Source organism: Myxococcus xanthus, from assembly GCF_006402735.1.
Taxonomy (GTDB): Bacteria; Myxococcota; Myxococcia; order Myxococcales; family Myxococcaceae; genus Myxococcus; species Myxococcus xanthus_A.
The window spans coordinates 3,712,830-3,736,785 of sequence record NZ_CP017174.1 but is presented as its reverse complement, the minus strand read 5'-3'; the positions used below and the strand labels follow the sequence as shown (position 1 = coordinate 3,736,785).

General features: G+C 66.2%; 23 protein-coding genes, 2 tRNA genes and 2 pseudogenes. 6 read left to right on the top strand and 21 right to left on the bottom strand.

Annotation, left to right across the window (positions count from 1 at the left end; translation table 11 throughout):
- Positions 1–13 precede the first annotated feature (13 nt).
- The 3 genes from BHS09_RS15855 to dnaK all read right to left on the bottom strand — a co-directional run bounded on the left by BHS09_RS15855 (position 14) and on the right by dnaK (position 3,409).
- A complete protein-coding gene (locus BHS09_RS15855) occupies positions 14–424 on the bottom strand; it encodes a thiol-disulfide oxidoreductase DCC family protein (RefSeq protein ID WP_140798281.1) in 411 nt (136 codons plus the stop codon).
- On the bottom strand, positions 424–1,299 hold the full coding sequence (locus BHS09_RS15850) for a hypothetical protein (protein WP_140790962.1): 876 nt from the start codon (positions 1,297–1,299) through the stop codon (positions 424–426). The genes BHS09_RS15855 and BHS09_RS15850 overlap by 1 nt, the downstream gene beginning before the upstream one ends.
- Positions 1,300–1,498: 199 nt before the next feature.
- Complete coding sequence (gene dnaK / locus BHS09_RS15845; RefSeq protein WP_140790960.1) at positions 1,499–3,409, bottom strand: molecular chaperone DnaK; 1,911 nt, start codon at positions 3,407–3,409, stop codon at positions 1,499–1,501.
- 393 nt (positions 3,410–3,802) lie between these two features.
- Here dnaK and BHS09_RS15840 point away from each other — a divergent pair, with 393 nt between their 5' ends.
- Complete coding sequence (locus BHS09_RS15840) at positions 3,803–4,894, top strand: diacylglycerol/lipid kinase family protein (protein ID WP_140798280.1); 1,092 nt, start codon at positions 3,803–3,805, stop codon at positions 4,892–4,894.
- Between the two features lie 24 nt (positions 4,895–4,918).
- Here the strand turns inward: BHS09_RS15840 and BHS09_RS15835 are convergent, their stop codons facing one another.
- The 5 genes from BHS09_RS15835 to greB form a co-directional block, all read right to left on the bottom strand.
- On the bottom strand, positions 4,919–5,680 hold the full coding sequence (locus BHS09_RS15835) for an SAM-dependent methyltransferase (protein WP_140798279.1): 762 nt from the start codon (positions 5,678–5,680) through the stop codon (positions 4,919–4,921).
- Positions 5,681–5,727: 47 nt separating this feature from the next.
- Complete coding sequence (locus BHS09_RS15830; protein WP_140790954.1) at positions 5,728–6,033, bottom strand: HP0495 family protein; 306 nt, start codon at positions 6,031–6,033, stop codon at positions 5,728–5,730.
- A 15-nt stretch (positions 6,034–6,048) separates the two neighbouring features.
- Positions 6,049–7,368 carry a PhoH family protein gene (locus tag BHS09_RS15825; RefSeq protein WP_140790952.1) on the bottom strand — a complete coding sequence of 440 codons (1,320 nt, stop codon included), beginning with the start codon at positions 7,366–7,368 and terminating at the stop codon, positions 6,049–6,051.
- Positions 7,369–7,593: 225 nt separating this feature from the next.
- Complete coding sequence (locus tag BHS09_RS15820; protein WP_174258792.1) at positions 7,594–8,541, bottom strand: deacetylase; 948 nt, start codon at positions 8,539–8,541, stop codon at positions 7,594–7,596.
- A 9-nt stretch (positions 8,542–8,550) separates the two neighbouring features.
- Positions 8,551–9,081 carry a transcription elongation factor GreB gene (greB, locus tag BHS09_RS15815; protein ID WP_011553233.1) on the bottom strand — a complete coding sequence of 177 codons (531 nt, stop codon included), beginning with the start codon at positions 9,079–9,081 and terminating at the stop codon, positions 8,551–8,553.
- Positions 9,082–9,273: 192 nt separating this feature from the next.
- Between greB and BHS09_RS15810 the strand changes: the two genes are divergently transcribed.
- Together BHS09_RS15810 and BHS09_RS15805 are read left to right on the top strand one after the other, a co-directional pair.
- Positions 9,274–9,346, top strand: a tRNA-Lys gene (locus tag BHS09_RS15810).
- Positions 9,347–9,369: 23 nt separating this feature from the next.
- A tRNA-Glu gene (locus BHS09_RS15805) sits at positions 9,370–9,442 on the top strand.
- Positions 9,443–9,581: 139 nt separating this feature from the next.
- Here the strand turns inward: BHS09_RS15805 and BHS09_RS15800 are convergent.
- From BHS09_RS15800 to tnpC, 7 genes and pseudogenes are all read right to left on the bottom strand, one after another.
- The gene (locus tag BHS09_RS15800) at positions 9,582–10,736 is read right to left on the bottom strand and encodes a serine/threonine protein kinase (RefSeq protein ID WP_140800688.1); all 1,155 of its coding nucleotides are present in this window, start codon (positions 10,734–10,736) and stop codon (positions 9,582–9,584) included.
- 157 nt (positions 10,737–10,893) lie between these two features.
- Positions 10,894–12,687 (bottom strand): serine/threonine protein kinase, encoded by a 1,794-nt coding sequence (locus BHS09_RS15795; RefSeq protein WP_140798278.1) that lies wholly within the window; start codon positions 12,685–12,687, stop codon positions 10,894–10,896.
- Positions 12,684–13,547: a DUF2381 family protein gene (locus tag BHS09_RS15790; protein ID WP_140798277.1), complete on the bottom strand. Its 864-nt coding sequence runs from the start codon at positions 13,545–13,547 to the stop codon at positions 12,684–12,686. The genes BHS09_RS15795 and BHS09_RS15790 overlap by 4 nt, the downstream gene beginning before the upstream one ends.
- Before the next feature lie 185 nt (positions 13,548–13,732).
- Complete coding sequence (locus BHS09_RS15785; RefSeq protein WP_140798276.1) at positions 13,733–14,437, bottom strand: hypothetical protein; 705 nt, start codon at positions 14,435–14,437, stop codon at positions 13,733–13,735.
- Between the two features lie 196 nt (positions 14,438–14,633).
- Positions 14,634–15,206, bottom strand: a complete 573-nt coding sequence (locus BHS09_RS38860) for an imm11 family protein (RefSeq protein ID WP_174260551.1) — start codon at positions 15,204–15,206, stop codon at positions 14,634–14,636.
- Between the two features lie 3 nt (positions 15,207–15,209).
- Positions 15,210–16,201 (bottom strand): annotated as a pseudogene (locus BHS09_RS40125) (AHH domain-containing protein); the annotation flags it as partial.
- An 83-nt stretch (positions 16,202–16,284) separates the two neighbouring features.
- Positions 16,285–17,514 carry an IS66 family transposase gene (gene tnpC, locus BHS09_RS15770; protein WP_237080376.1) on the bottom strand — a complete coding sequence of 410 codons (1,230 nt, stop codon included), beginning with the start codon at positions 17,512–17,514 and terminating at the stop codon, positions 16,285–16,287.
- A gap of 158 nt (positions 17,515–17,672) precedes the next feature.
- Between tnpC and istA the strand changes: the two genes are divergently transcribed.
- Positions 17,673–19,289, top strand: a complete 1,617-nt coding sequence (gene istA / locus BHS09_RS15765) for an IS21 family transposase (protein WP_140793108.1) — start codon at positions 17,673–17,675, stop codon at positions 19,287–19,289.
- Positions 19,286–20,050 carry an IS21-like element helper ATPase IstB gene (istB, locus tag BHS09_RS15760; protein ID WP_140787629.1) on the top strand — a complete coding sequence of 255 codons (765 nt, stop codon included), beginning with the start codon at positions 19,286–19,288 and terminating at the stop codon, positions 20,048–20,050. The genes istA and istB overlap by 4 nt, the downstream gene beginning before the upstream one ends.
- A gap of 368 nt (positions 20,051–20,418) precedes the next feature.
- On the opposite strand, the gene tnpB is transcribed toward istB, so the two are convergent.
- The 4 genes and pseudogenes from tnpB to BHS09_RS40120 all read right to left on the bottom strand — a co-directional run bounded on the left by tnpB (position 20,419) and on the right by BHS09_RS40120 (position 22,158).
- Positions 20,419–20,784, bottom strand: coding sequence for an IS66 family insertion sequence element accessory protein TnpB (gene tnpB / locus BHS09_RS15755; protein WP_140797277.1), 366 nt, complete (start codon positions 20,782–20,784; stop codon positions 20,419–20,421).
- Positions 20,785–20,788: 4 nt separating this feature from the next.
- Positions 20,789–21,103 carry an IS66 family insertion sequence element accessory protein TnpA gene (gene tnpA / locus BHS09_RS15750; protein WP_140787622.1) on the bottom strand — a complete coding sequence of 105 codons (315 nt, stop codon included), beginning with the start codon at positions 21,101–21,103 and terminating at the stop codon, positions 20,789–20,791.
- A gap of 63 nt (positions 21,104–21,166) precedes the next feature.
- Positions 21,167–21,511 (bottom strand): annotated as a pseudogene (locus BHS09_RS40430) (AHH domain-containing protein); the annotation flags it as partial.
- A 368-nt stretch (positions 21,512–21,879) separates the two neighbouring features.
- Positions 21,880–22,158 carry a hypothetical protein gene (locus BHS09_RS40120; protein ID WP_140790939.1) on the bottom strand — a complete coding sequence of 93 codons (279 nt, stop codon included), beginning with the start codon at positions 22,156–22,158 and terminating at the stop codon, positions 21,880–21,882.
- A gap of 103 nt (positions 22,159–22,261) precedes the next feature.
- Between BHS09_RS40120 and acpP the strand changes: the two genes are divergently transcribed.
- Positions 22,262–22,630, top strand: coding sequence for an acyl carrier protein (gene acpP / locus BHS09_RS40115; protein WP_140790937.1), 369 nt, complete (start codon positions 22,262–22,264; stop codon positions 22,628–22,630).
- On the opposite strand, the gene BHS09_RS40295 is transcribed toward acpP, so the two are convergent.
- Positions 22,620–23,303: an IS630 family transposase gene (locus BHS09_RS40295; RefSeq protein WP_140798274.1), complete on the bottom strand. Its 684-nt coding sequence runs from the start codon at positions 23,301–23,303 to the stop codon at positions 22,620–22,622. The two genes, acpP and BHS09_RS40295, sit on opposite strands and share 11 nt — an antisense overlap.
- Positions 23,215–23,760: a helix-turn-helix domain-containing protein gene (locus tag BHS09_RS40290; RefSeq protein ID WP_140798273.1), complete on the bottom strand. Its 546-nt coding sequence runs from the start codon at positions 23,758–23,760 to the stop codon at positions 23,215–23,217. The genes BHS09_RS40295 and BHS09_RS40290 overlap by 89 nt, the downstream gene beginning before the upstream one ends.
- Positions 23,761–23,956 lie beyond the last annotated feature (196 nt).

Sequence of the window (23,956 nt, the reverse complement as noted above, 5' to 3'; positions counted from 1 at the left end):
CGCCACGCGCGTCCTATTTGAAGTGGACCGCGCACGCCCCGTCCGGACACTGACGTCCCGCGATGCGGAATCGAAAGCGGGCCACGACGCGGTAGAGCGCATCCAGGAGCTGCCGCAGGCCCGGCACGTAGTACACGCGGAGCAGCCGTCCCAGCGGCCGTCGGCCCAGCGCCAGGACAATGGCCTCCAGCCCCTCCACCACGGCCCCATCCGGTAGGACCAGCTGCAGGGCCCGCTCACAGCGGTCCTCCGTGACACCCGGGAAGGATGCCAGCACCCCGTCCTCCCGAAACGAGCGCAGGCGCGTCCCCGTCCCGCCCAGCAGCCGCTGGAGCTGCCGGGCCGCCCCACCGCACAGGCGACAGTGCCCGTCATAGAGAATCACGTCATGCCCGGGAGGCGTCGTCCGCAGCACGGGCGCCATCAGCGAGGCCTCAGCGTGTCATGCAGGTGCGCATGCACCGCGCGCCAGATGTCGTGCTGCCGCTCGATGGGGTCCATCAGCGACATGCCCACCGACGTCGCGGGCGAGCTGCCCTGGAAGGCCGAGTACTGACGCACCTGCGTGCCCCCCGCGCCGTCCTCGGCGAAGACGAAGCGATTCGTGCCGCGCAGCGGGTGCCCATCCAGCGTGGTGATGTGCAGCGTGTTCGCGCCCGGCTCCAGGCGCACGGTGATGGGCGCCCACACGGGCGGAAAACCCTTTTCCTCCAGGAACAACTTCGCCCCATCCACGAGTGCCGCGGTCGCCGGGCGGACGCGGATGCCGGCGGCCTCGAACACCGCAGATGGGTGACGGACGAAGTAGGCGTAGGCCTGGGCGGGCGCCACGTCCGGAATGCTGCTGGCGTAGTCCGTCAAGGACGTGGGCGCGCCGGGGATGGGCGGACTGGGCTTCAGGTGGTCCAGGTGGATGCGCGCATAACCATCCACGGCGGCACTATCCCCCATCAACCGGCTGGCAGCCGCGGCTTCGGATTGAGCGGCCGTGAGCGCCCCCTGCCGCACCTGCTCCATCAGGTTGCCCGTGGGCTTGGGCGGAAACGCGCCGCCCACGCCGAAGTCGAACTGGTTGTCGGCGCCCGTGCGGGGCCCCGAGCGCGGCCCGGGCACAGACAGCGCCGGTGGATGCCCCGTGGGAGGCCCCCGGTAGGGCTCCACCGTCGAGGACGCCACGGCGGAGGCCGGCCGGCACTGCGCCGTGCGCGTGGGAGGAGGAACGACCGCCGGCGCAGCGGCGCCCTCGGAGGGAGCGGTACCCGGCGGGAGGAAGGACGGTGACGACTGGATGCGGGACATGGAACGCCAGCCCCTGCACCCCCGCCGCCAGTCCTCGCCCCAGTCCCATCAACCCCTTGGCACGGCCCGACGTCCCGCTTCCCGTACGCCCATCCTCCCTTTCGGAACACCCCTCCGCCCCGCAAAGCAGAAGGCCGGCCCCCCACTCGAGTGGGAGCACCGGCCCTTTGCGTCACTTCAGCGGCTCATCGCTCCGCCACTACGACTGGCGGAACTCGGCGTCCACCACGTCGTCCTTCTTGGCGCTGGCCTGCGAGCCCGGCGCCGCGGAAGGACCGGCACCCGGAGCGCCCTCGGCGCCCGGCGCGCCGCCCGTGGCGCGGTACATCTCCTCGGCGGCCTTGTAGCTGGCGGCCTGGAGCGCATCGAGCGCCGCCTTGATGGCGTCCTTGTCCTGGCCGTCGCGGACCTTGTTGAGCTCCGCCACCGCGTCCTCGAGCGCCTTCGCCGTGTCCGCGGACAGCTTGTCCTTGTTCTCCTTCAGCAGCTTCTCGGCCGCGTAGGACTGGCTCTCCGCCTGGTTCTTCATCTCCACCAGCTCGCGGCGGGTCTTGTCGGCCGCCTCGTTGGAGCGGGCGTCGGCGACCATCTTCTCCACCTCGTCCTTCGCCAGACCGGACGAGTGGGTGATGGTGACCTTCTGCTCCTTACCCGTGGCCTTGTCCTTGGCGCTGACGTTGAGGATGCCGTTCGCGTCGATGTCGAACGTCACCTCGATCTGCGGCACGCCACGCGGCGCCGGCGGCATGCCCGTCAGGTGGAAGCGGCCGAGGCTGCGGTTGTCGCCCGCCATCTCACGCTCGCCCTGGAGCACGTGGATCTCCACCTGCGTCTGGCCGTCCGCGGCCGTGGAGAAGGTCTCCGACTTGCGCGTGGGGATGGTGGTGTTGCGCTCGATGAGCTTCGTCATCACCCCGCCCAGCGTCTCCACGCCCAGGCTCAGCGGCGTCACGTCCAGCAGGAGGATGTCCTTCACCTCGCCGGAGAGCACGCCGGCCTGCACCGCGGCGCCCACCGCAACGACTTCGTCCGGGTTCACCGAGCGGTTCGGCTCCTTGCCGAACAGGCGCTTCACGGCCTCCTGCACCTTCGGGATGCGCGTGGTGCCGCCGACGAGGACGATCTCGTTGAGGTCCTTCGGCTCCACGCCCGCGTCCTTGAGACACTTGCGGCAGGGCTCCAGCGAGCGCTCGATGAGGTCGTCGATCATCGCCTCGAACTTGGCGCGCGTGAGCTTGACGTTGAGGTGCTTCGGCCCCGTCGCGTCCGCGGTGAGGAACGGCAGGTTGACGTCCGTCTCCATCGCGGCGGACAGCTCGATCTTCGCCTTCTCCGCCGCCTCCTTCAGGCGCTGGAGGACCATCTTGTCCTTGCTGACGTCGAGCCCGGTGTCCTTCTTGAACTCGGTGATCAGCCAGTCCATGATCCGCAGGTCGATGTTGTCACCGCCCAGGTGCGTGTCACCGTTGGTCGCGAGCACGTCGACCACGTTCTCGCCCACCTCGAGGATGGACACGTCGAACGTGCCACCGCCGAAGTCGTAGACGGCGATCTTCTCGTCCTTCTTCTTGTCCAGACCGTACGCGAGCGCCGCGGCGGTCGGCTCGTTCACGATGCGGCGCACGGTGAGGCCCGCGATTTCACCCGCGTCCTTGGTGGCCTGGCGCTGGGCGTCGTTGAAGTACGCGGGGACGGTGATGACCGCCTCCGTCACCTTCTCACCCAGGTAGTTCTCCGCCGCGCGCTTCAGCTTCAGCAGCACCTGCGCGCTGATCTCCGGCGCGCTGTACTGCTTGCCGTCGATGTCCACGCGCGCATCGCCGTTGGGCCCCCGGGCGACCTTGTAGGGGACCAGCGTGGCCTCCTCGGATACCTCGTCGTGCCGCCGGCCCATGAAGCGCTTGCTGGAGTAGATGGTCCGCTCCGGGTTGGTGATGGACTGGCGCTTCGCCACCTGACCGACCAGACGCTCCCCGTCCTTCGTGAACGCGACCACCGAGGGCGTGATGCGGCTGCCTTCCTCGTTGACGATCACCTTGGGCTCGCGACCCTCCATGATCGCGACCACACTGTTCGTGGTGCCCAGGTCGATCCCGATAATCTTGCCCACGGTTCCTATCCTCCGGAAAAGACTGCGTTTTCTCTGAAAACTTCTGATGTACGCCCAACGTAACCACCCACCCCTCGCTGTCAAACGCGAGGGACCACCGGGCCGCACACCTGAAGGTGGCACTCCCCGCTGCGTAGCGCAGTGCGCAGGCCCACACGCACCGCGTCACAGTCGTGACACCCGCACGCCACGGGTGCGTAACGCGCTCTACACCGCCGTCACCCCGAGGTAGCAACCGGGCGGGCTTTTGGACAGCAGGGAACGATTCAACCCCTTGGAATCTCAAGCCTGCTTGCTTGCTGACGCCCTGCGTCAGGGCTTGGCGAGGAATGTGCACTGGGTTCGGGTGTCGCCGCCCGGTCCCCCACCGGCGCAACCTTCGGAGCCGCCCTCATGCTGGTCCAGCCCCTCCGCTCTCCCGATCTCCGCCGTGCGCCCACATCGGACGTCACCGCGGAGCCCAAGGTCGCGGTCCTGCTGAACGCCAATGCCCGGAAGGTCGACGCTCGGGTGGTGAAGTCCCTGTCCCACGTGGTGCCGGAGCAGGACCTGTTCCTCTCCCGCTCGCCGCTGGACTCCCGCCGCATCATCCAGACGGTGCTGGAGCGTGGCTACCCCATGGTCTTCACGGGCGGCGGTGACGGCACCTTCATGGGCTTCGTGAACGAGGTCCTCCACCAGGTCGGCCCGCGCGGCCGCTTCGCGGGGAAGACGGCGCCTCGCTTCGGCGTCCTCAAGCTGGGCACCGGCAATGGCCTGGCCGCCTACGTCAACGCCTCCGGCACCCGGGGCGATGGCATCCTCAATGACGTGCTGCGCGCCCGCACGGGCGAGGTTCCGGGCTACCGCCCCATGGACCTGCTGATGGTGGACGGGCAGCGCGCGCCCTTCGCCGGGCTGGGCGTGGATGGCAAGGTGCTCAACGACTACATCTGGGTGAAGGAGCACCTGGGCAAGGGCTTCTTCAAGAGCGTCCTCAGCGGCAGCGGCGGGTACTTCTCCGCGGTGGCCTGCAAGACGGTGCCTCACTATCTCACTCACTCCCACTGGGTGGAGTGTGAGGTCGTCAATGGCGCCTCCGAGGCCTACCGGCTAGGGCCGGATGGCAGCGCGATGGGCGAGCCGCTAGCCCCGGGCGCCACCCTCTTCCGCGGCCGGCTGATGATGGCGGCGGCGGGCACCATGCCCTACTACGGCTACGGCTTCCGCATGTTCCCCTTCGCGGGCCAGCGCCAGGGCTACATGCAGCTGCGGCTGGGCCAGGTGACGCCCACGCAGGTGCTCACCCACCTGCCCAAGCTGTGGAATGGTCGTTGGTTCCCCGAAGGCCTGATGGACTTCCACGCCCGAGAGGTCACCATCCGCTTCGCCAACCCCATGCCTTTCCAGGTGGGTGGCGATGCGGCGGGCTACCGCGAGCAGGTCCACATGTCCGTGGCCCCGGAGTCCGTCGAGTTGGTGGACTTCACCGGCGCGCTGAACTGAGAGCCCGCCGGGTGCCGCCCTCGGCTACCCGCGGTCGCGGGACGCCGGGGGCTTCTCGCCCTGCTCCTTGCGGCGGCCCACCACGAAGGCGTAGCTGACACTGGCCTTGCCGTTGCTCTCGCGGTGCAGCGCCAGCTCCTCGCGGAGCGCGGCGGGCTGCGCGCCGGGGATGGACGACAGGAACGACTCGATGTCCCGGTAGTGCGCGTCCAGCTCCGCGTCATGGAGCGCTTCGGCGGACTCGGGCTCGTAGCCGGCGCCCTCCACCACCTGCAGCAGCTCGCGCGGCAACAGCAGCGGCCCGGAGACGCGGCGCTCCCAGAAGTCGAGCGTGGCCTTGGGAGCAAAGCGCCCCACCCGCGCGGGGAACGTGAAGCCCAGCCGCCCGCGCTTCGACAGCAGACCGCGCATGTTCGCCAGCGTGGCCTTCAACGGGTAGAGCACGCGGCCCTGGATGAGGATGCCGTTGAAATCCCCGTCGGACAGGCCCAGCGCGTCCAGCGACACGCGGCGGACTTCAATCTGCTCCGCCAGCCCCTGCGCCCGCACGCGCTCACGCACCGGGTTGAGGAGGGCGTCGTCGGTGTCGGCCGCGACGACGGTACAGCCCATCTCCCGGGCCAACAGCAGCGCGGCGCTTCCGTCGGGGCCACAGCCGAGCACCAGCACGCGCGAGCCGGGCTCCAGCTGGGCCACCTTCGCGAAGCGCCGCGTTGCGTCATCCGAGCTGAAGGCGCGCCGGACATCCGCGGGGTGATACAGCGGGAAGGGCTCAGGCGGGCTCATGGCTCCCCATATACCCGCCTCCTCCAGAGACTTCCAGCCACGGTCCCCTACAAGTAGTAGATGACCCGCTCGTCCTTGTGGAGCCCGTCGTAGATGGCGCGCCGCTGCTCCTCGGACAACAGGTACACGGACACGCTCAGGGAGACGTACTTGCCCTTGCTGCTGGGCTGCTCGTGGATGGAGTCCGGCGAGAGTTCCGTGCCCAGGAGCCGCTTGAACAGCTCACGGACATGGTCCACGAAGCCGGCCCCCTGCGCGCCCATCACCTTGAAGGTGTAGACGGAGGGGAACTCGATGAGGGGCTTCTTCTCCCCTTCGCCGGCGGGAGGGCTTCCTGCGTCTTCCTTCGTCATGTCTCGTACCAGCGGCTACAGCAGGTTGGCGGCGAGCTCGGCCAGGGCGCTGCGCTCACCCTTCGACATGGTGATGTGCGCCGCGATCTTCTCGCTCTTGAAGCGGTTGACCACGTGGACCAGGCCGTTGTTCGTCGCGTCCACGTACGGGTTGTCGATCTGGAACGGGTCTCCCGTGAGGATGATCTTCGTGTTGTCGCCCACGCGGGTGATGATGGTCTTCACCTCGTGCGGCGTGAGGTTCTGCGCCTCGTCCACGATGATGAACTGATTGGGCAGGCTGCGGCCGCGGATGTACGTGAGCGGCTCAATCTCCATCAGCCCCAGGTCCAGCAGTTCGTGGTAGCCGCGCCCGGCCTTCTTGTCCGCGCGGCTGAGGTTCATCAGGAACTCCACGTTGTCGAAGATGGGCTGCATCCAGGGGTTCAGCTTCTCCTCGACGCTGCCGGGCAGATACCCGATGTCCCGGCCCAACGGGAAGATGGGACGGCTGACCAGCAGCTTCTGGTAGAGCCCCTCCTCCGTCACCTTCTGCAGGCCCGCGGCGATGGCGAGCAGCGTCTTGCCCGTGCCCGCCTTGCCGACGATGGTGACCAGCTTGATGTCGTCGTTGAGCAGCAGGTCCAGGCAGAAGGCCTGCTCCATGTTGCGCGGGCGGACGCCCCACGTCCCGTCCTTGATCTGCCGCACCAGGGGCACCAGGCGGCCCTTGGACCCATTGAAGCGGCCCATGGCGGTGTGGGACGGGTTCGTCTCGTCCTTGAGGAGCACCACCTGGTTGGCGAACAGGGACTCGGCGTCCGGCAGCTCCACCTCGGCGCCCTGGCGGTACATCTGGTCCACCAGGTCCTTGGGGACCAGCCGCTCGGCGAAGCCGGTGTACAGCTCCGTGATTTCCACCCGCTCGGTGTCGTAGTCCTGGGCAATGAGGCCCAGGGCGTCCGCGCGGATGCGGAGGTTGGTGTCCTTGGTGATGAAGACGGCCTGCGTGTCCGGCTCCGCCTTCATCAGGTCGAGCGCCACCCCGAGGATGCGGTTGTCCATCAGGTTGCTGTCCGCCATGGACGGAGGCAGCGCACGCTCGGTGAAGCTCACCCGCAACAAGCCACCGTGCGGCAGAGGCACCCCTTCCTTCAGGGAGCCCTCGGCGCGGAACGAATCCAGGTAGCGCGCCACCAGGCGCGCGTTGCGGCCCAGCTCGGAGAGATCGCGCTTGAACTGGTCGATCTCCTCGATGACGTAGATGGGGATGATGACGTTGTTGTCTTTGAAGCCGTAGATGCTGCGGGGATCGTGAAGAAGGACGTTGGTGTCGAGAATGAAGTTCTTACGCATCGTGGGTTGCGCGACCTGAAGGTTCGGCTGCGACCGCGAGGGACCGTGCGACGGTGAGTCTCCTGACCACTATAGGCACCGGCTTCAGGGGAAACAGCCTGCTTGTCGCCAGGACGTGCGGCTGTCCGAAACCCCACGCCCCAGACGCCGGGGATGACGGCGGTCCGCATGGCGCCTTTCGGCGAGTCACCATGGATCAGCCCTGTAGCACGAGCGGCCGTCCGTTCAGTGCGCCACGACAGGCGCGAGCGGATCATATCCGAGCAGCTCCGCCACCCGCTCGGGCGGCGGCCCCGGGGGCATCCGCTCCCAGGGAAAGCGCCGCTGAAGCGTCTCCTCATCCAGCGTGAGCTGCCGCCGGGCCTCTAGTTGGAGCGCGTCATCCCACGCGTTCGCATCGAAGTGCTGCCCCAGCCGCGAGCTCAGCGGAGACACCATGGGCGAAGGTTTGAAGGTCACGGCCTCTCCGTGCTGGTCCCGCATGCAGTGCAGCTCCACCGCCCACGCATGGAGCCAGCGCGGCAGGTGCCGCCCCGCCTGACGAAGCGCGAGGAAGCGGCCCTGCGCGGCGCCATCCACGAAGAGGAAGCGGCGGTCATAGACGCAAGCGGCGGCGAAGGTGGAAGGCGTGAGGGCCAGGGCCTCGGTGCCGATACGGCGGGCCATCAGCAGGAGCACGTCCAGGATGTGGCCGGCGAGCTTGAGCCCGGGGTGGTTCTGCCCGGGCAGCGGCGGCCGGTTCCAGTCGAAGGCGCGCCCCGGGTTCTGGAGCAACAGCGAGTCCAGGTACAGCAGCGGCGTGGCGGCGAGCGCGTCACCGAACCCCACCTCGGCCCCGGTCGTCCGCCGCAGGTCCAGGTCCGCCACGGGGACATAGAACCGCCTGCTCCAAAGGATGATGCGTGGCCGGTACGGGTCCGTGCACACGACGCGAAGCTCCAGCGGCCCTACCCGCTCCTCGACGCGCTGGAACAGCCCATAGGCACGCAGGGCCCGCTCCAGGCCCTGGGGGCTGTAGGTGCCGAAGACGAGGTCCGCGCGGGAGGCTTCGGCGCTGCCCAGCCCCAGGTCTTCCAGGGTCATCCCCGCGCTCTCGGAAACGGCCAGGTCCGGCCCGCTCAGCGCCTGATAGATGCGACGGTAGCGGGGGTTGACGGGCTGAATCCGAGGCATGGCTTCCACCTATTCGTAGCGGATGTCCACCACCGTGAGTTCGATGTCCCCGCGTGGCCGCCGCACCTCGACCGAGTCTCCCACGGCCTTGCGAAGGAGTGCCCGCCCCATGGGGGATTCGACGCTGATGCGCCCGCCCGAGGCGTCAATCTCGTCGGAACCGACGATCTGGTAGGTGCTGCGGCCGCCGTCCTCGTCCTCCAGGCTCACCGTCGCCCCGAAGAAGACGCGGGAGCGGTCGGTCTGCTCGGCGGGCGTGACGATGGTGGCGGTGTCCAGGCGCTTCTGGAGGAAACGGAGGCGGCGGTCGATTTCACGCAGACGCTTCTTCCCGTAGATGTACTCGGCGTTCTCGGAGCGGTCGCCCTGAGCGGCGGCAGCGGAGACCTCGGCCGTCACCTTGGGGCGCTCCTCGTTGAGAAGGTGGACGAGTTCGCGGTGCAGGCGCTCGGCGCCCGCCCGGGTGAGGTAGCGGCGGAACGGAGCCCGCTCGGCGTCGTCCTCGGTCTCCTGTTCATCCGGATGTACGTCCTGGGACATGGCTCCTGTATATCGCCACGGGGTGACGCGGGGCGAAGGGCACTGGCCCGGACGTTCACCGGAAAGCGGTCGGGGCGCTGTCAGAAACGGCCCCATGCGCTCGCCAGTGGAAAGCGTCGCTGAGTGCTGGTAGGAAGCGCCTGCCCCGGGGGCTTCCGGGGTGGTGGCGAAAAATTTAAAAAAGAATAGTGCGAGTCGCTAGCTCAGCTGGTAGAGCACCGGCCTTTTAAGCCGAGGGTCGGGGGTTCGAGCCCCCCGCGACTCATGTGGTTGAAGTGAAGGTGTGCTGTCCCCGTCGTCTAGAGGCCCAGGACGCTGGCCTTTCAAGCCGGTAACACGGGTTCGAATCCCGTCGGGGACATGTAAAAACGCGGGGTTGGACAGTGCGAACTGTCCAACCCCGTTCGTTTTTGGCCGCTCCGTGTTGTTCCTTTGTTGTTCCTTCGCGGGCCAACGCATCCTGTTTCCCGACTGCGTCGACTGGCCCAGAAGCACCTCAATCACGCCGTCGTCACGTCATCCGGCTTGCGCTTGCCGCGACCACGAGGCGGCAGGGTCGCCATCGAATCCAGCGCCGCTTCTGCCTGAGCAGCTCGAGACTTCACCTCGGCTGCGGCGTCGGCCTTCGTGAAGGTGCCGCCAAGCCAGGCCGTCAGGTGGGCCGCCAACTCCCCTGCCGACTGGTAGCGCTCACGAGGCGCAACCCGAAGGAGCCGGTTCAGCGTCACGCGTAGCCCCTGGGGAAGCCCCTCAGTCATCGCGTCTACGTCCGCAGCCGTCAGCGTCGCCGCGCGCCAAATCGCGTCAGACACCAACGGCGGCGCCCCCGCAAGCGTGGCCCGCTTGACCGCCCGAGCCACCCGCCGACGCTTCTTCGTGGGCAGCGAGGCCATGACTTCGGGCGTGATGTCGTCCGGGCAGAAGAGCAGGTTCTTCCCCGTCGCCAGTTCGAGCAGCACGACGCCCAGCGTGAAGAGGTCGGAGCGCGCGTCGACACTCCCCCCGAGGAGCATTTCTGGCGACGAATAGAAGTGGTCCCCTAAGGGGCCGCGCGCCGACGAGGCCACTCGGCCCGGCAAGTCGGACAGCGCGAGGCCGAAGTCGGCGAGCTGAACCGTCCCGTCCCAGTTGACGAAGATGTGCTCAACGTCGACGGCCCGATGAACGATGTTCAGCGGCCAGCCCTGCCCGTCCTTCGCGGAGTGCGCGTGATCAAGGGCCGCCGCGACCTGAGCGCCGACGTAGAGCACAAAGAGCGGCGAGAACCATCGCCTACTCTCACCGACGAGCGTCAGCAGTTCGTTCAGGGAGTGGCCATCCGGGTGCTCCGTGCTGACGTACCAGTAGCCCTCGACCTTGTGCAGTCCATGCACCTTGAGGATGGCCGGATGCTTGAGGAACGTCGCAAGGCGAACCTGTTCGTCGAGCTTCGTTCGCGCACGCATGACCCGAGCGCCTTCCGTTTCCGATGGAGCCGGAACCGCTTTGAGCAGCACCTTCCCACGAGGCGCCCCGGACGCAGACCGCAGCCGCGCTACGAACAGGGACATCCCGTGGTGCGTTGGCCCCAAGTCCTCGCGGAACTCGTAGCCGACCCCGTCCGCCGAGAAGAGGATTGCCCCTCGCGGAATCTTGAACTCGATTGCCTTCGACATGCCGTTGCCCCTCGTGTGCGAACTCGCAACCAATGCGACGAGGAAAACGCTACCTGCGGCATCTGATCGAGGGAACGCCCTCACGGGTCATGGGGTCAAAACGGCTTGTTCGGGCCGAAATTGACACCTCCTACCTATTACGTTCTCCCAGGGGCGTTCAGGGCCACCGGTCCACGACGTAGCCGCCCCCAAAGTTGTTCGCCTTCACCCTGCCATCCGAATACCCCTTAGAAGGGTTCTCTACGACGAAGCAAACGGGGCGCTCGTCCTGTCCTGGCAATTTCACTCGGTCGTAGCGGATGACCAATGCAGGCCCCTCCGAGCGGCCCAATCGGTCGGAAAGGAAGTATGCCTTGCCATAGAAGCGCGTTCCTGGGGGAGCGAACGCTCTTTGCCCCGACGGAATGCCCTTTGGAACAACCCCCACCACATCCGCGCCAGCCGTGAACCAAACGTCGTCGTCTGTCGCATGTCGGGAATCCAAGGTGAGGACAAAACTCTGATTCACCTTCCAACGCAGATCCTCCCGCATCACCTCTTCCGCACCAGCCGGACAGGTGAACGCTTCGGGCCGAATCTGCGCCCCAGGGCAACCCGCCGCGAGCGCCGCAACGAGCGTCATCGTCGCGCAGTCGGCAGCAGCGGCGGCTTTCGTCCTCCCGCGTGACTGGCGTCCTTGGGGTGGGACTTCGGGTGACGGAGTCGTCTTCACGGTCGAACCTTCCTTCGGAGCGGCAGTTACTTGCCCCGTCAGCAGCACAGGAGGGGGGCTAGGAGGTGACATAGCAGGGGCGGCCGATGGGAGCGGCGCGGAATGCGGGGAACTGGGAGGGGGTGACGCACTAGCAACCTGCGACTCCCGAGACTGCGTCGCTTCTCCGAGGCTGAGCCAGAATCCCCCGGCCACAGCTAGCACGACGAGCGTAGCCAAACCCGCCAGGAGCCCCCTTCCAGCACGCCCAGGACCACGATCAAGGGGTTCTCGCGGGTCCGGAACCTCCACGGGAGGCAGCACCTGTTCCGGCGCATCCTGCTGCCGCTGTTCGGACGGAGGATGCACCGGGGACAGGAACTCCGCGCTCGAATAGGCCAGGAGTTCGCCCAGTTCGCGACGTAGCGCCTCGGTGTCGACGGGACGCTTGGCCGGGTCACGCGACAGGATGCAATCAACGAGGTCGTTCAGAGCTTCTGGAACACGCTCGTTCAACGCACGCGCGGGAGGCGGCTTCATGACGGTGCTGTTGAGCGTAACTCGCGCTTGGACTTCCGTCGGTCGCGGGTCAGTCAGTAACTCATAGAGCATGGCGCCGACCGCGAAAATCTCGTCCGCGACACGGAAGGCGTACTTCGCGCGCTGTTCGGCCTTGTGCTCCCGAAGCCATGCGAACTGCTCCGGCGCGCGAAAGCGATCCGTCCCCGGAGGCAAGCCCCAATCCGTCAGCTCTTCAGCCAACGAGTAGCTTGCACAGCTAAAGTCGATAATGACCGGCTCGCCATCGCTCTTCCGGATCAAAACGTTGGACAGCTTCAAATCCCGATGCAGAACGCCACGGCCGTGCATGTAGGAAAGCGCGGCGGAAATCTTATCGAAGACCTGCAAGACCTCTTGAACCGTGGGGTGTTTACGCTCCGCCCATTCGGCAAGGGTCCACCCATCGATGTACTCAAGCGCAAGATAGACATTCCCCGGCTCGGAGTACCCATACCCTCGATGATTGACGATATTCGGATGGTCTAGGAGAAGGAGCGCCGAAAGCTCCCGAAGCGTCCTCGCATGTGTTTGCTTGTCGTCCCCGCTCGAATCACGATGACGCGCCAACTTGAGCGCGCATTTACGACCGTGCTTCTCGACGAGGTAGACGACTGCAAACCCTCCGTTTCCAAGCTCCCTGACAACACTCCAACCATCGATGGTCATGCCAGATGCCGGGAACATCGAAATCACGTTCATGGAGTTCCCCCAGAGGCGACCTTCGGCAGCCTCACATTGGGAATCGTGAGCATGCGTCCATCCCCTACCATCTCCAACGTGAAGACCGGGCTCGCGCTCAACTGATTTACTTCAGCAACCGCGAGAATGCGCCCACTTCCACCTGGAACGATCTCCCCCGCTTCCACTGTCACAATCCGAGCGCGCAGCGGCAAGCCAGCACGTCCCGTCAACACGGCCTCTCGCGGCTCCCAAATTGACCGCCCAGGATGATTTCGTATTGTCGCATCGACCAACACCCATCCCTGCCCACGATAAGCGATAGCTGAAACTATGGAGAATCCTTGGGACGCGTCGTCATACGGCTTAATCAGTGTCGCCGTTACGCCTTCCTTGTCGACAAACCCCAGCAGCACGAAGTCTTCGGGTCGAGGTGTTCGCGGCACGTCTACCGGGCACGCAATGTCCGTCAACTCGGGACGTTGCACGTCGATCCGCGTGTCCACTTCGGTCTGGTCCGTGATCAGTGAGAAGGCAGCTCGCGCAGGAGCCCGGCCATCCGCGAAGAAGACCCCGACTTCGTAGCGCTCGCCTTCAGGGAGGTCCGCCACGGGCTGAACAATGACCGACCGCTCACCGGCATCGAGGACGCGAATCCGCGACTCGTCGAAGGTCAGGGTCTTCCGGTTGATGGGAGCCGGAAACAGGAAGAGCGTCGGCGTGTCATGCGCAACGCGGACGACAGGAAGAGCATCTGCGGGGCTGTTTGCAACGGACACCGCTCGGTCCCGCTTCGCGCGTTCCTCTTGTGCCGCCATGGCTGGCGTCGCAGCCTCCCACGCGAGAACGAGCGTAAGGGCCAATCTGACCGGTTGGATCAAAGGCGCATGACCTCCCAGAGCAGGAAGCTACCATCGCAGATACTCGCGCAGTGGGCCTATTTCCTACAGGCCAGCACGCCCCGTGCGGTGAGCGGTCCCCCTTGCCTCACTCTTGGCTTGTTGGTCCCGCCTTGGGACTCGGTGCCTCAAAGTAGCGGGTCATCCACTTCTCTCAAAGGATGGGCTTATTCGGCCTTCAACGCGAAGCTGTGGACCCACCCCTTCCGCTTCGGCTTGTTGGCCGTCTCCACCTCGTAGCGCACGCCGGCCTTGCCGAAGTCCTCATACCCGACCACGACCACCGAGACGCCGGGCTTCAGCTCCGCCAAGAGGTCCTCAGCGAGCCACCGATCTGCCTTGCGCGACAGACTGATGGTGTCCGAGAACTCGGATGAAAAGACGAGGGTGGCGCGCGTCCCCTTTGCGAAATACGACCTCTGATTGAAATAGGAATCATCCAGGCTGATCTTCGCCTGCCACTCGGAAAGTGGCACGCCCGGATCGGCTGCGCTCCACTGCCCACCAGGGGCAAACTCACCGATTGCGGCGTCGGCCCCCATGTTCATCCGCTCCGAGCCATACGCAGCCACGCTGACTGCCCCGAGCCTCACGGGCACGCTGTCGTAAGACTTGAGCAGCGCATGTCGGACGTTTGATTCCAGGTCCTCCCGAGAAAGCCCACGGGGCACGCGCACCCTCACGAGCAGGCGGGGGACCCCTGCAATGTCAAGGCGATCCATGTTGATGATCTCGTAGCGGGGAGTGAAGTCGGGTTTGACGCCCAGCACCTCCGCAGCCGTGGGCTGCTTCGCCAGTGCCTTCCCCGCCGGTTCGCTGCAGGCCAGAATCAGGACCACACCAGCAACGGGCAGCAATCGGAGAGCGCGCATGCCCGGGAGGCTACTTGCGCCCGGCTTGGCAATTCAACCGCCTCAGACCACCAGGAAGCCGCGCGCAGTGGGTTCATCTAGCAAAGCCTCTGCCTGCCACGGGCAGCCATCCTCTGCCAGAGCCCCCTTCAAGAGCAGCTCACCCCAGCACCGCTCACGGTAGCGCCGAGGCGACATGGGGACTGCGATGGGTGGTTCAGACCTCTTCGAACTTGCCCCCGGCGATGCCATTCGCTTCGAGCGCAGCCTTGACCTCTTCGTCGACAATGATGGGGATGTGATAGCCCCAGAGCCGAAAGACGCGGGCGTCACGGACCTTCGACTTATCAATCCGCAGCCCCGAAACGGAACGGTATTCGCCAAGTCGCTCCGGGTCTCCGTCCTCTTCCGTAAAGCGCTGAACCTCTTCACACGCCGCGTCGTCAATACAGCGAACGGTGCGAGCGACGTTCAGTAGGTAGTACGGCTCGCGTTGCCCCTCAACCACGACGGGGAATAGCTGAACGTCATCGGGCGCCATCTCACGGAACACGTAGGCCACACGCGCGCCAACAATCGGCGTTCCTCCAACGGTCGTCTTGTCGAAGTCGAGCGGCCTCCCCGGTCGGGACAATGGGACTCGCAGCAACTCAGGGGGAGCCACTGGCCTTCCTTCGACGAACGCCCAGATATTTGGAACTGTCTGCCCCGCTGGACTGGTGGGTTCAGCGAGATACCAACGACCCGGCACATACACATCGAAGTCGAGGCCGAAGAATCGTCGTTCCATGAATCATACTCCCGGGTCTTTCAGAATGAGCTTCCGCATCTTAGTTCCCGCCGTCGTAAGGTCGCGAGCAATTTTGCTCAACTCGTTGACCAACCTACTCCGGCACTGCGCGGTGTCTCTGCATCCCTTCATCGCAATGCTGATTCGGTTCAGCACTTCCTGATGGTACTCGCGCGTGTGAGAGCCCTTGTGGCCTCTGATGCGAACCAGGTTTGCGGCGTCATCCAAACTCAACCCTGCCTGCTTAAAGAAGTCCCTAAAGACAGGAGTCCACGGGCCACCTGTCCTGTCGGATTTATCATTCTTGTCAGTGCAAATATGGTGAATTTCGCCATCAGGGTCGCCCTGAATCCGCCCTCCGACTCCCACGGCAGGGGCAGTGCCTTCGCCTGCGCCCATCGCAACCGCGGCAACCGCTGTCGGTGCGAGCGTCACGTTCAGCACCCCAGCCGACGAAATCGAGATCGCCTGAACCTCCCCGGCCAGGGCGCCCGATAGCTGGAAGCCCCTTCAAGCTGCGCCCGGGAAGCCGCCTGAGCGAAGCCCGGCATCTTCGGTCCCTGTGACGCCATCGCGCTCTTCCCCCCCAGCGCTGACAGCGCGACGATCACCAGGACGCGGGCCCCGTTGTCCCCCAGCACCTTTCCGAAGCGATGCCCGGCCCGCTCCAGGTCCGCGAAGCCCGCCGCATCCCGGGACTCGTCGAGCAAGCGCAGAAACCCTTGCCCGAGATTCCACACCGGCCCCGTCCCAAGGTAGGCAATCAGCGAGGCCGTCAGGGCAATCGCGATGACCTTCGTAATCGGCTCAGGCGCGACCAGCATCACGAGCGCCACCCCAATCATGCTTGTCACCATCGCTCGCAGCACGGCAGGGTTCACCATGTCGCGAATCGCGTCCTCGACGCCCGCCCACACCGTGTCGAGCGCGAAGTAGAGCGCGAGCATTCGCCGCTCGGAAGGCCCCAGCGAAAACCCACCGGCAAGCATGCGCAGTAACCGTCCGGCCAGTGATGTGGCGCGAGAGGTTGCAGGCGGACGAGGAGCGTGTTCGGCGGGCGCCGCGACGAGCGAGTTGTTCAGATGCAGAGCTGGAGAGGTGAGTTGGGCGGGTCGGCGATACGCCGTCGCTTCCACTCGTGGGGCAGCAGTTCGTCGATGCGGGAGTTGGGGTGCGTCTGAACGCGCAGCAGGACGTCCGCGAGGTATGCCTCGGGATTGACTTGGTTGGCCTCACAGGTGGCCACCAGCGCGTAGAGACCGGCCAGGTTCTCCCCCGCGGCCTCGTGGCCGACGAAGAGAAAATTCTTCCTCCCCAGGGCGGCCTTTCTCAGCGCCGCCTCCGCGCGGTTGTTGTCCAGGGGTAGGCGCTCATTCTCGACGAAGCGCGTGAGGGCCGCCCACTGCTTGAGGGCATAGGAAATGGCCTGGCCCAGCGGACTCTTGGGTGGGTGCCGCGGCGTCTGTTCTTCAAGCCAGACGTGCAGTCGCGCGAGGACGGGGGCGCTGTGCAATTGGCGCAGAGCGCGGTGGGCGGCGGTGCGCACCACGTCCGCGCCTCTCGCCTGGGCCTCCACTCGGTAGAGTTCGAGGATGAGGTCCATGGCATGGCGCGCTTCGGGCGCGGTGGCCAGCGCGTCGAAGAATCGGCGGCGGCAATGCGCCCAGCAGCCGACGCGCACCCGGCCCTGGGGCAGCGTCACCGCGTTGTAGCCGGTGTATGCGTCCACCACGAGCGCACCCGAGGTACCTCCCAGGACTTCCTTGGGCGTCCTGCTCGCCCGGCCCATGCTGAAGCGGTAACCAATGAGCCACTCACCGGCTTCGTTCTGGGTGAGGAAAGTCCAGAGGTAACCCAGCCGCGTCTTCTTCACGTCCAGCACGCGCAGAGGCGTCTCGTCCGCCCACACCACGTCCGCGGCTGCAATGCATTGCAGCAGGTGCTGCGACAGCGGCAGCAGCACCGAGGCGGCTTGGTGGAAGAGGTCCGTCAGCGTGCTGCGACTCATGGGGACGCCACTGCGCTCAACACGTTGGGCCAGCCGGTGCAGCGGCATGGCGTCGGCACACTTCGACGTCACCACATGCGCGATGAAGCCCGGGCCGTACTCGCCCCTGTCCACTACTCTGGCCGGAGGCGGGGCGGTGACGACGCCCCGGCCGCACGCGCACGCCAGCACTTCCTGCACGTGCACTTGCTTCTCGAAGCGCGCCGGCACGTACTCGTACAGCACCGAAGCGCGGCCCTTGCCCAGTGGCTTCATGTCCTCGCCGCCACACGCAGGGCAGTGGCGCGCCTCGGTTGGCACCGCGTGGCGAATCTCCCGTGCGGGTGCCTCCTCCGCCTTCCGGGAGGCTCTCTCCTCAGTGGTCACCCAAAACCAGCCAATGAAGGTCCCCTGAAAACCGGCCAATGGGGAGGGCCGAGACGTTGACGCCCGGGTAGGACGTGGAGTCCGCCCGGGGGATGGGCAACGTCTTGAGCGACGAGAAGAAGCAGCAGGTCATCGCCCTGGGGCGGTTGGGTTGGAGTCTGAGACGTATCGAGGATGCGACGGGGGTGCGCCGTGAGACGGCCAGCGGCTACCTGAAGGCCGCGGGCGTGGGCATCCGTCCACCGCGCCGGTGGGGCAAGTCAAAACCGGCCAATGAGGGGACCACCGAGGCGAGTGAGCCGGAGGCCGAGGCCGCCGGAGCAAAACCGGCCAATGAGGGGACCACCGACTCCATGCCGCGCAGCCGAGCCGGAGTCCGGCACGTATCGGCGAGCATCGTCGCGCCCTACGTCGAGCTGGTGCGGCAGCGGCTGGAGGTGGGCCGCAACGGGCGCGCCATCTACGAGGAGCTCGTCGACACGCAGGGCTACACGGGCAGCTACATTAGCGTGCGCCGCTTCGTCCGGGCGTTGCGCGACAGCCAGGGCCCGGAGGCCAAGGCCGTCATCCACACAACGCCGGGCGAGGAAGCGCAGGTGGACTATGGGGAGGGGCCCATGGTGCGCCACCCGGAGACGGGGAAATACCGGCGCACGCGCATGTTCGTCATGACGCTGGGCTACAGCCGCAAGTCAGTGCGGCTGTTGTGCTGGAAGTCCTCCAGCCGCGCGTGGGCGCAGTTGCACGAGGAGGCCTTCCGGCGGCTGGGAGGCGTGACGCGCACGGTGGTGCTGGACAACCTGCGTGAGGGGGTGCTTTCGCCCGACGTCTACGAGCCGGCCCTCAATCCGCTCTTCCGGGACGTGCTGGCCCACTACGGGGCCACGGCCCTGCCGGCCCGAGTCCGCCACCCGGACAGGAAGGGGAAGGTGGAGTCTGCGGTGGGCCACGCGCAGCGCACGCCGCTGAAGGGCCTGCGCTTCGAGTCGCTGGAGGCCGCCCAGGTCTACCTCGACGCGTGGGAGGCGAAGTGGGCGGACACCCGAATCCACGGCACCACCAAGCGCCAGGTGGCCGCCATGTTCGGCGAGGAGCGCCCATGGCTGCTGGCCCTGCCCGTGGAGCCCTTCCGCTACTACGCCTACGGTGAGCGAGTGGTGCACCTGGACGGGCACGTCGAGGTGGACGGCGCGTACTACTCGGTGCCCCCGGGACACATCGGCCGCAAGCTGCACGTGCAGTGGGACAGCCTCCACGTCCGCCTGCTGCTGCCCGCTACGGGGCAACTGCTCCGGGAGCACACCCGGGCCCCTCGCGGCCACCACCGCACACGCGAGGAGGACAGGCCTTCCCACGCGCCGCGCACCACCGTGCAACTTCTCGAGCGCGCCGCCAGGGCCGGACGCGGCGTCGCCGCCCTTTGCGCCGAGGTGCACCGCCGAGAAGGAGAGGTGGGCACCCGCCGCATCCTGGGCGTGCTGTCCCTGGTGAAGAAGCACGGCGCCGCTGCCCTGGACGACGCCTGCGAGGTGGCTCTCGAGGTGGGCGTCCCCACCTACCGCTTCGTGCGCCGCTACCTCGAAAGACGCACGCCCACTCCCGTCACCCTGCGCCAGGTCGACCCGCTCATCCGCGAGCTCACCCACTACCGCGACGTCATCGTCCGTCTGACTCAACCCACCCCTCACCCAGGAGACACCGAGACATGAATCTCGTCGAAATCACCCGCGCCCTCACCACCTTGCGCCTGTCCGGCATGGCCCAGGCCGTCGAGGCCCGCATCCTCCAGGCGCAAGCCGAGAAGCTCGCTCCACTCGACTTCCTCTCCGCCCTCGTCAACGACGAGTTGACTCGCAGAAGCGACAGCTTCATCCAACGCCGCCTCAAGCAGGGCGCCTTCCGCGACGCGGGCAAGACGCTCGACGGCTTCGACTTCGACTTCAACAAGAAGATGAATCGCCGCCTCGTCTTCGAGCTGGCCACCGGCGGCTTCGTGGAGCGGCGCGAGGACGCGCTCTTCCTTGGCCCTCCAGGCACCGGCAAGAGTCACATCGCCCAGGCCCTCGGCCGCGCCGTCATCCAGTCCCAGGGCCATCGCGTCCTCTACCGCGAGGCGCACCACCTGCTCGAGGAGCTCGCCGAAGCAAGCCTCGAAGGCACCCGACGCCAGAAGCTCGATGCGCTCACCGGCGCGCCTCTGCTCATCATCGATGACCTCGGCATGCGCAAGCTGCCGGCCACCGCCGCCGAGGACCTGCTCGAGCTCATCATGCGCCGCTACGAGAAGGCTTCCACCCTCATCACCTCCAACCGGCCAGTGGAGGACTGGGGGAAGCTCTTGGGGGACAACGCCGCCGTGGCCGCCATGCTCGACCGTCTGCTGCACCATGCCCACGTCGTCCAATTCGGTCCCCGCAGCTGGCGCACCAAGGGGGCCATGGAGTTGCGGACCTCCGAGTCCGCGGGGTAGGAGTCCTCCTGTCTCGGTCCTCTCCCTTTGGCCGGTTTTGAAGGGACCCTCTTTGGCCGGTTTTCACGTGACCATTGAGGCTCTCCCGGCGCTTCTGCTTCGCGGCCTCGGCCCGGGCCGCCGTCGAGTCCGCGTCCCCTCGCAGCTCGGCAGCCACTGTCGGCAACTTCTCCGCCCTGCGGCCGAAGACGTGACGCTGCAGGGCCGCCAACTGCCCCTTGAGTGCGTCCACCTCCCCGCCGATACGGCTCACCTCGGCCTTGAGTTCCTCCGCCTCCTCGCGCCAGGGGCAGAAGTGGTCTTGAGGGAGCTCTCGAGGCACCCAGCTTCAACATGCCTCCGCCACGCTGCGTCCCGGGCCCGGCGCGTCAGGTGCCCGTGCGCCCGGGAGGCGTCCAGGCAGGCTGGCGCCTCACCTGCGCCACGTCAATGCCGTCCAGCAGCATCGCCAACTGCGTGGCGTCCAGGTGCACCACCTGCGCGCCCGCGTCCACCGGTGGTAGGCGGAAGCGGCCCGTCTCCAGCCGCTTGTACAGCAGCACGAAGCCGCCTCGACTCCACGTCAGCACCTTGACTCTGTCGCCCATGCGCGAGACGAAGGCGAAGAGGTGCCCCGAGTAGACGTCCTCGCCCCATGCGCTGCGCACCAGTGCCATCAGGCCGTCAATCGACTTACGCATGTCCACCGGCTCTGTCGCCAGCACCACGCGCACCGAGGCTGGAAGGGCAAACACTGCCTCACCGCCCCAGCGCGGCGACGAGCCGGGCCACGTAGTCGACGTCGGTGCCCTCCTCGAAGCGCACCCGCGCTCCGCTCGCCGTTACCACCTCCAGCATCGACTCCGTCGCCGTGGGCCTCGTCGCGACCTCCACCGGCAGCAGGCGCACTACCTCTGCCTGACTGCCGTGCTGGCGTCGGCGCCGGTACACCCACGACTGCAACGTGCTGAGCCGCACGCCTCGCTGCGAGGAGAACGCTTTTTGCGTCAGTCCGCTCGCCTCGAAGGCTTCGGCGACCCGGAACCACTCCTGCTTCTCCACCGGCTTTGACATTCCCACCAGGGTCCTCGGCGCCGACTCCTCACTCAACGCCTCTCAGCACGTCCTTGGCCGGACGGATACCATGCGCAGGCAGCTATGGGGCTCGTCTTGCCGCTGGCAAATGCGCTCGTATGCCGAGGGGACAGACCTGCCTTGTGCGCCGTCAACGAGCCCCTCAGATGATGCGAGTAACGAGCGGCGACCGTCCTCTTCAACCTCCCTGAAGGCGACGTCGAGCCTCATGTCGAGCACGAGCTGCGCGACAGCACGCTTGAACTCGTCTTTGCCTATCTCGACAGGGTCGGACTCAACTGGAGTGAAGGTGATTGGATCTCCGCCCCCAGTGTGCAGATGCACGACACGAGTCGACGCGCACCCGCTCGCAAGCAGCAACAGTGCAGCAATTCCTAAAGCTCGCATGTAGCCCCCGGGTCAGCCCGCCAGCACATCGGCAAGCGAAAGGCCACATACCAGCCAAGTCTGACAATCTCTATGGTCCTACGAGACCATGGAAACCTTGAAGGTCTACTGCATCACCGGCATCTACGTCGTCCAGGACTGGGCAGCATGAAATCACGGCGAGCAGCGCGCCGATGGGCACCGCCGAAGGGCGCAACCGGCGACCGCCAAGCCGCACCCTCCCCACGGGTCCCGAGGCACTTCGGCGGACCCACTTTACCATTCACCGTCGCTTCTGTATGAAGGCGGCCGGGCGGCTGCGGTGAGTACGCAGTTCACGGCGTCGCGAGGTCCCAGACCGACCGCGCCGATTCCACAGCCGCCCACTATCAGTTCGCGAGCCTCGCAACGGCGAACCCGGCCCCAAGCCCGGCAAGCAGGGCCACGACGGCGACCGTGAAGGACACGTCCCCCGCCTGCTGGCGTAACGATTCGTTCTCGGCGCGCAGCCGCGCAATCTCCGACGCGGTTCGAATGCATCGGCTCTCCGACAGCCAGCAGCCGCCCTCAACCTCGACGGCTGCCGTACCTCCATCCGGGAAGAGCTGAGCGCGCTCGACGCTGATAACCTCCGAGCCGGACGCGGGAAGCGCGAGCAGCACAACCAGCGAAAATTAGCACAAACACCAAACACAACCAGCACCACCATAAATCCTTGACCACAAATTCGGACCACACAAAGATGACAGCCTCCCAAAGCCTAGGAGTCACATGCGCCACCCCGCTATTCGTTACGCAACGCTTGGCCTTCTCGCCGCACTGCTGGTCTCAACCGAGGGACTGGCCTCACATAGCCAATCCACCACTATTCAACTATCGCCCGCGCAGGATGCCGCCAGTACTTTAACTATCTGCTCGAGTGTAAAAAGAATCGTACTGGAGCAATCCGGAGCCGAGAGTTCCCAAGTTACCGACGGAGCCTCGCTCGTCGACGACCTGGGAATGGACTGGCTTGACCTAGCTGAGTTCTTCATGGCTCTGGAGAGGGAATTTGACATTTCAATTCCCGATGAACATACAGAGCTCATCAATACCGTCGGAGATGCTTGCAAGTACGTTCTAGGGGCGGTCAGAGGCTAGTCCTCTGACCGGGAGAAGTTTGGTGGGTCGTAGCCGAACCTCTCTCGGGCCTTTGGGACAGTGACCTCCAGCGGATTCGCAGCCGCTGGAGGTTGGCCCATCGCTCCCATGCGTCTGTTTCTTGGTCGAGCTTGTCGAGGGTTGGGATGCGTCGCTTGCCCAGGCAATGACGAGAGAGTAGCGAAATCGCTACCTCCACCTGATTGAGCCAACTGCCGTGCACAGGCGTGAAATGCACCGTGAAACGGCGCCAGAGTCGACGGCCTGCCCGCCTCCCGTATCGTACCTCCAGGGCGCGGCAGGAGTGGGTGCTGAGGTTGTCGAGCACCAGGTGAATGGTTTCTGCGTCCGGGTAGTGACTGGCAATGTCTCGCCGCGCTTCGGCGAATGCCTCGCTCTTTCTGTTGGGCGTGGCCTTCACGAAGTGCCAGCCCGCTTTGGGCGCCACAGCGCAGAAGAGATTGGCGGTGCCACAGCGGAAGTAGGCGTATTCCTGGCGTGCCTCTCGTCCAGGGCAGGCCGGCGAAGCAGGACGTACCCACTCCAGTAGTTGCACGGGCCTCTCATCGAAGCAGACGACGGGCTCAGCCGGGCACAGTGGCCGCGCGTACAACTCCAGAACGTCCTCCCTGTGCTCGATGTACTGGGTGTCCAGTTTGGGCACGCACCACATTTTTTTCCCGCCAAGGCTTCAAGTCATGACGCAGGAGCAGTTCGCGCACGGTCTCCCGCCCAACCTTCGCAACGAAGCCCCTGCGCACCGCCTCCTGGGCAATGAGGCGCACCGTCCAGCGGCCGCGGCCCTCCGGCGGCGGCGCACACACCATGGCGACTACCTCGCTGGCCTGCCTCTCCGTCAGAAGCCGCGCCGCTCCGGGCCGTGGCCTCTCATGCAGCGCTCCCACCAAGCCTTCCTGCTGGTAGCGGCGACGGACGGTGCGCGCCGTGGTTTGCGTGACGCCTACCGCCTCGGCTGCTCCCACTACCGTCCAGCCCTCGGACAGCAACTGCAGCACTCGCGCTCGGCTCAATACTCGCACCGACTCGCGCCCCCGGTGTGTCAGCGCCTCCAGCGCTGCCCTGTCCGCCTGCTTCAGCTTCAGCCCTCGATTTCGAGCGTGCGTCCTCATGACTGGAGAACACGTACGGACCGCTCGTTAATCTCCTCCCGGTCAGAGGACTAGGCGCGCGTAGGCACCAGAGAGCGAGGACACGCCGGCCAGGGCCTCCAGGCAACCGCTCCTCACCGGAACGTCAGTGAGCACCTTGGAGAGCCCCGCGGACACGGCTACCCGCGGGGCGCCTGAGGGGCCATCCCCCGGAACT

What these genes read in the sequence shown, in the direction of transcription:
- BHS09_RS15855 (WP_140798281.1), bottom strand. Translation starts at nt 424, where the DNA reads ATGGCGCCCGTGCTGCGGACGACGCCTCCCGGGCATGACGTGATTCTC.
- BHS09_RS15850 (WP_140790962.1), bottom strand. Translation starts at nt 1,299, where the DNA reads ATGTCCCGCATCCAGTCGTCACCGTCCTTCCTCCCGCCGGGTACCGCT.
- BHS09_RS15840 (WP_140798280.1), top strand. Translation starts at nt 3,803, where the DNA reads ATGCTGGTCCAGCCCCTCCGCTCTCCCGATCTCCGCCGTGCGCCCACA.
- BHS09_RS15835 (WP_140798279.1), bottom strand. Translation starts at nt 5,680, where the DNA reads ATGAGCCCGCCTGAGCCCTTCCCGCTGTATCACCCCGCGGATGTCCGG.
- BHS09_RS15830 (WP_140790954.1), bottom strand. Translation starts at nt 6,033, where the DNA reads ATGACGAAGGAAGACGCAGGAAGCCCTCCCGCCGGCGAAGGGGAGAAG.
- BHS09_RS15825 (WP_140790952.1), bottom strand. Translation starts at nt 7,368, where the DNA reads ATGCGTAAGAACTTCATTCTCGACACCAACGTCCTTCTTCACGATCCC.
- BHS09_RS15820 (WP_174258792.1), bottom strand. Translation starts at nt 8,541, where the DNA reads ATGCCTCGGATTCAGCCCGTCAACCCCCGCTACCGTCGCATCTATCAG.
- greB (WP_011553233.1), bottom strand. Translation starts at nt 9,081, where the DNA reads ATGTCCCAGGACGTACATCCGGATGAACAGGAGACCGAGGACGACGCC.
- BHS09_RS15800 (WP_140800688.1), bottom strand. Translation starts at nt 10,736, where the DNA reads ATGTCGAAGGCAATCGAGTTCAAGATTCCGCGAGGGGCAATCCTCTTC.
- BHS09_RS15795 (WP_140798278.1), bottom strand. Translation starts at nt 12,687, where the DNA reads ATGAACGTGATTTCGATGTTCCCGGCATCTGGCATGACCATCGATGGT.
- BHS09_RS15785 (WP_140798276.1), bottom strand. Translation starts at nt 14,437, where the DNA reads ATGCGCGCTCTCCGATTGCTGCCCGTTGCTGGTGTGGTCCTGATTCTG.
- BHS09_RS38860 (WP_174260551.1), bottom strand. Translation starts at nt 15,206, where the DNA reads ATGGAACGACGATTCTTCGGCCTCGACTTCGATGTGTATGTGCCGGGT.
- istA (WP_140793108.1), top strand. Translation starts at nt 17,673, where the DNA reads ATGGGCAACGTCTTGAGCGACGAGAAGAAGCAGCAGGTCATCGCCCTG.
- istB (WP_140787629.1), top strand. Translation starts at nt 19,286, where the DNA reads ATGAATCTCGTCGAAATCACCCGCGCCCTCACCACCTTGCGCCTGTCC.
- tnpA (WP_140787622.1), bottom strand. Translation starts at nt 21,103, where the DNA reads ATGTCAAAGCCGGTGGAGAAGCAGGAGTGGTTCCGGGTCGCCGAAGCC.
- acpP (WP_140790937.1), top strand. Translation starts at nt 22,262, where the DNA reads ATGCGCCACCCCGCTATTCGTTACGCAACGCTTGGCCTTCTCGCCGCA.
- BHS09_RS40295 (WP_140798274.1), bottom strand. Translation starts at nt 23,303, where the DNA reads ATGTGGTGCGTGCCCAAACTGGACACCCAGTACATCGAGCACAGGGAG.
- BHS09_RS40290 (WP_140798273.1), bottom strand. Translation starts at nt 23,760, where the DNA reads ATGAGGACGCACGCTCGAAATCGAGGGCTGAAGCTGAAGCAGGCGGAC.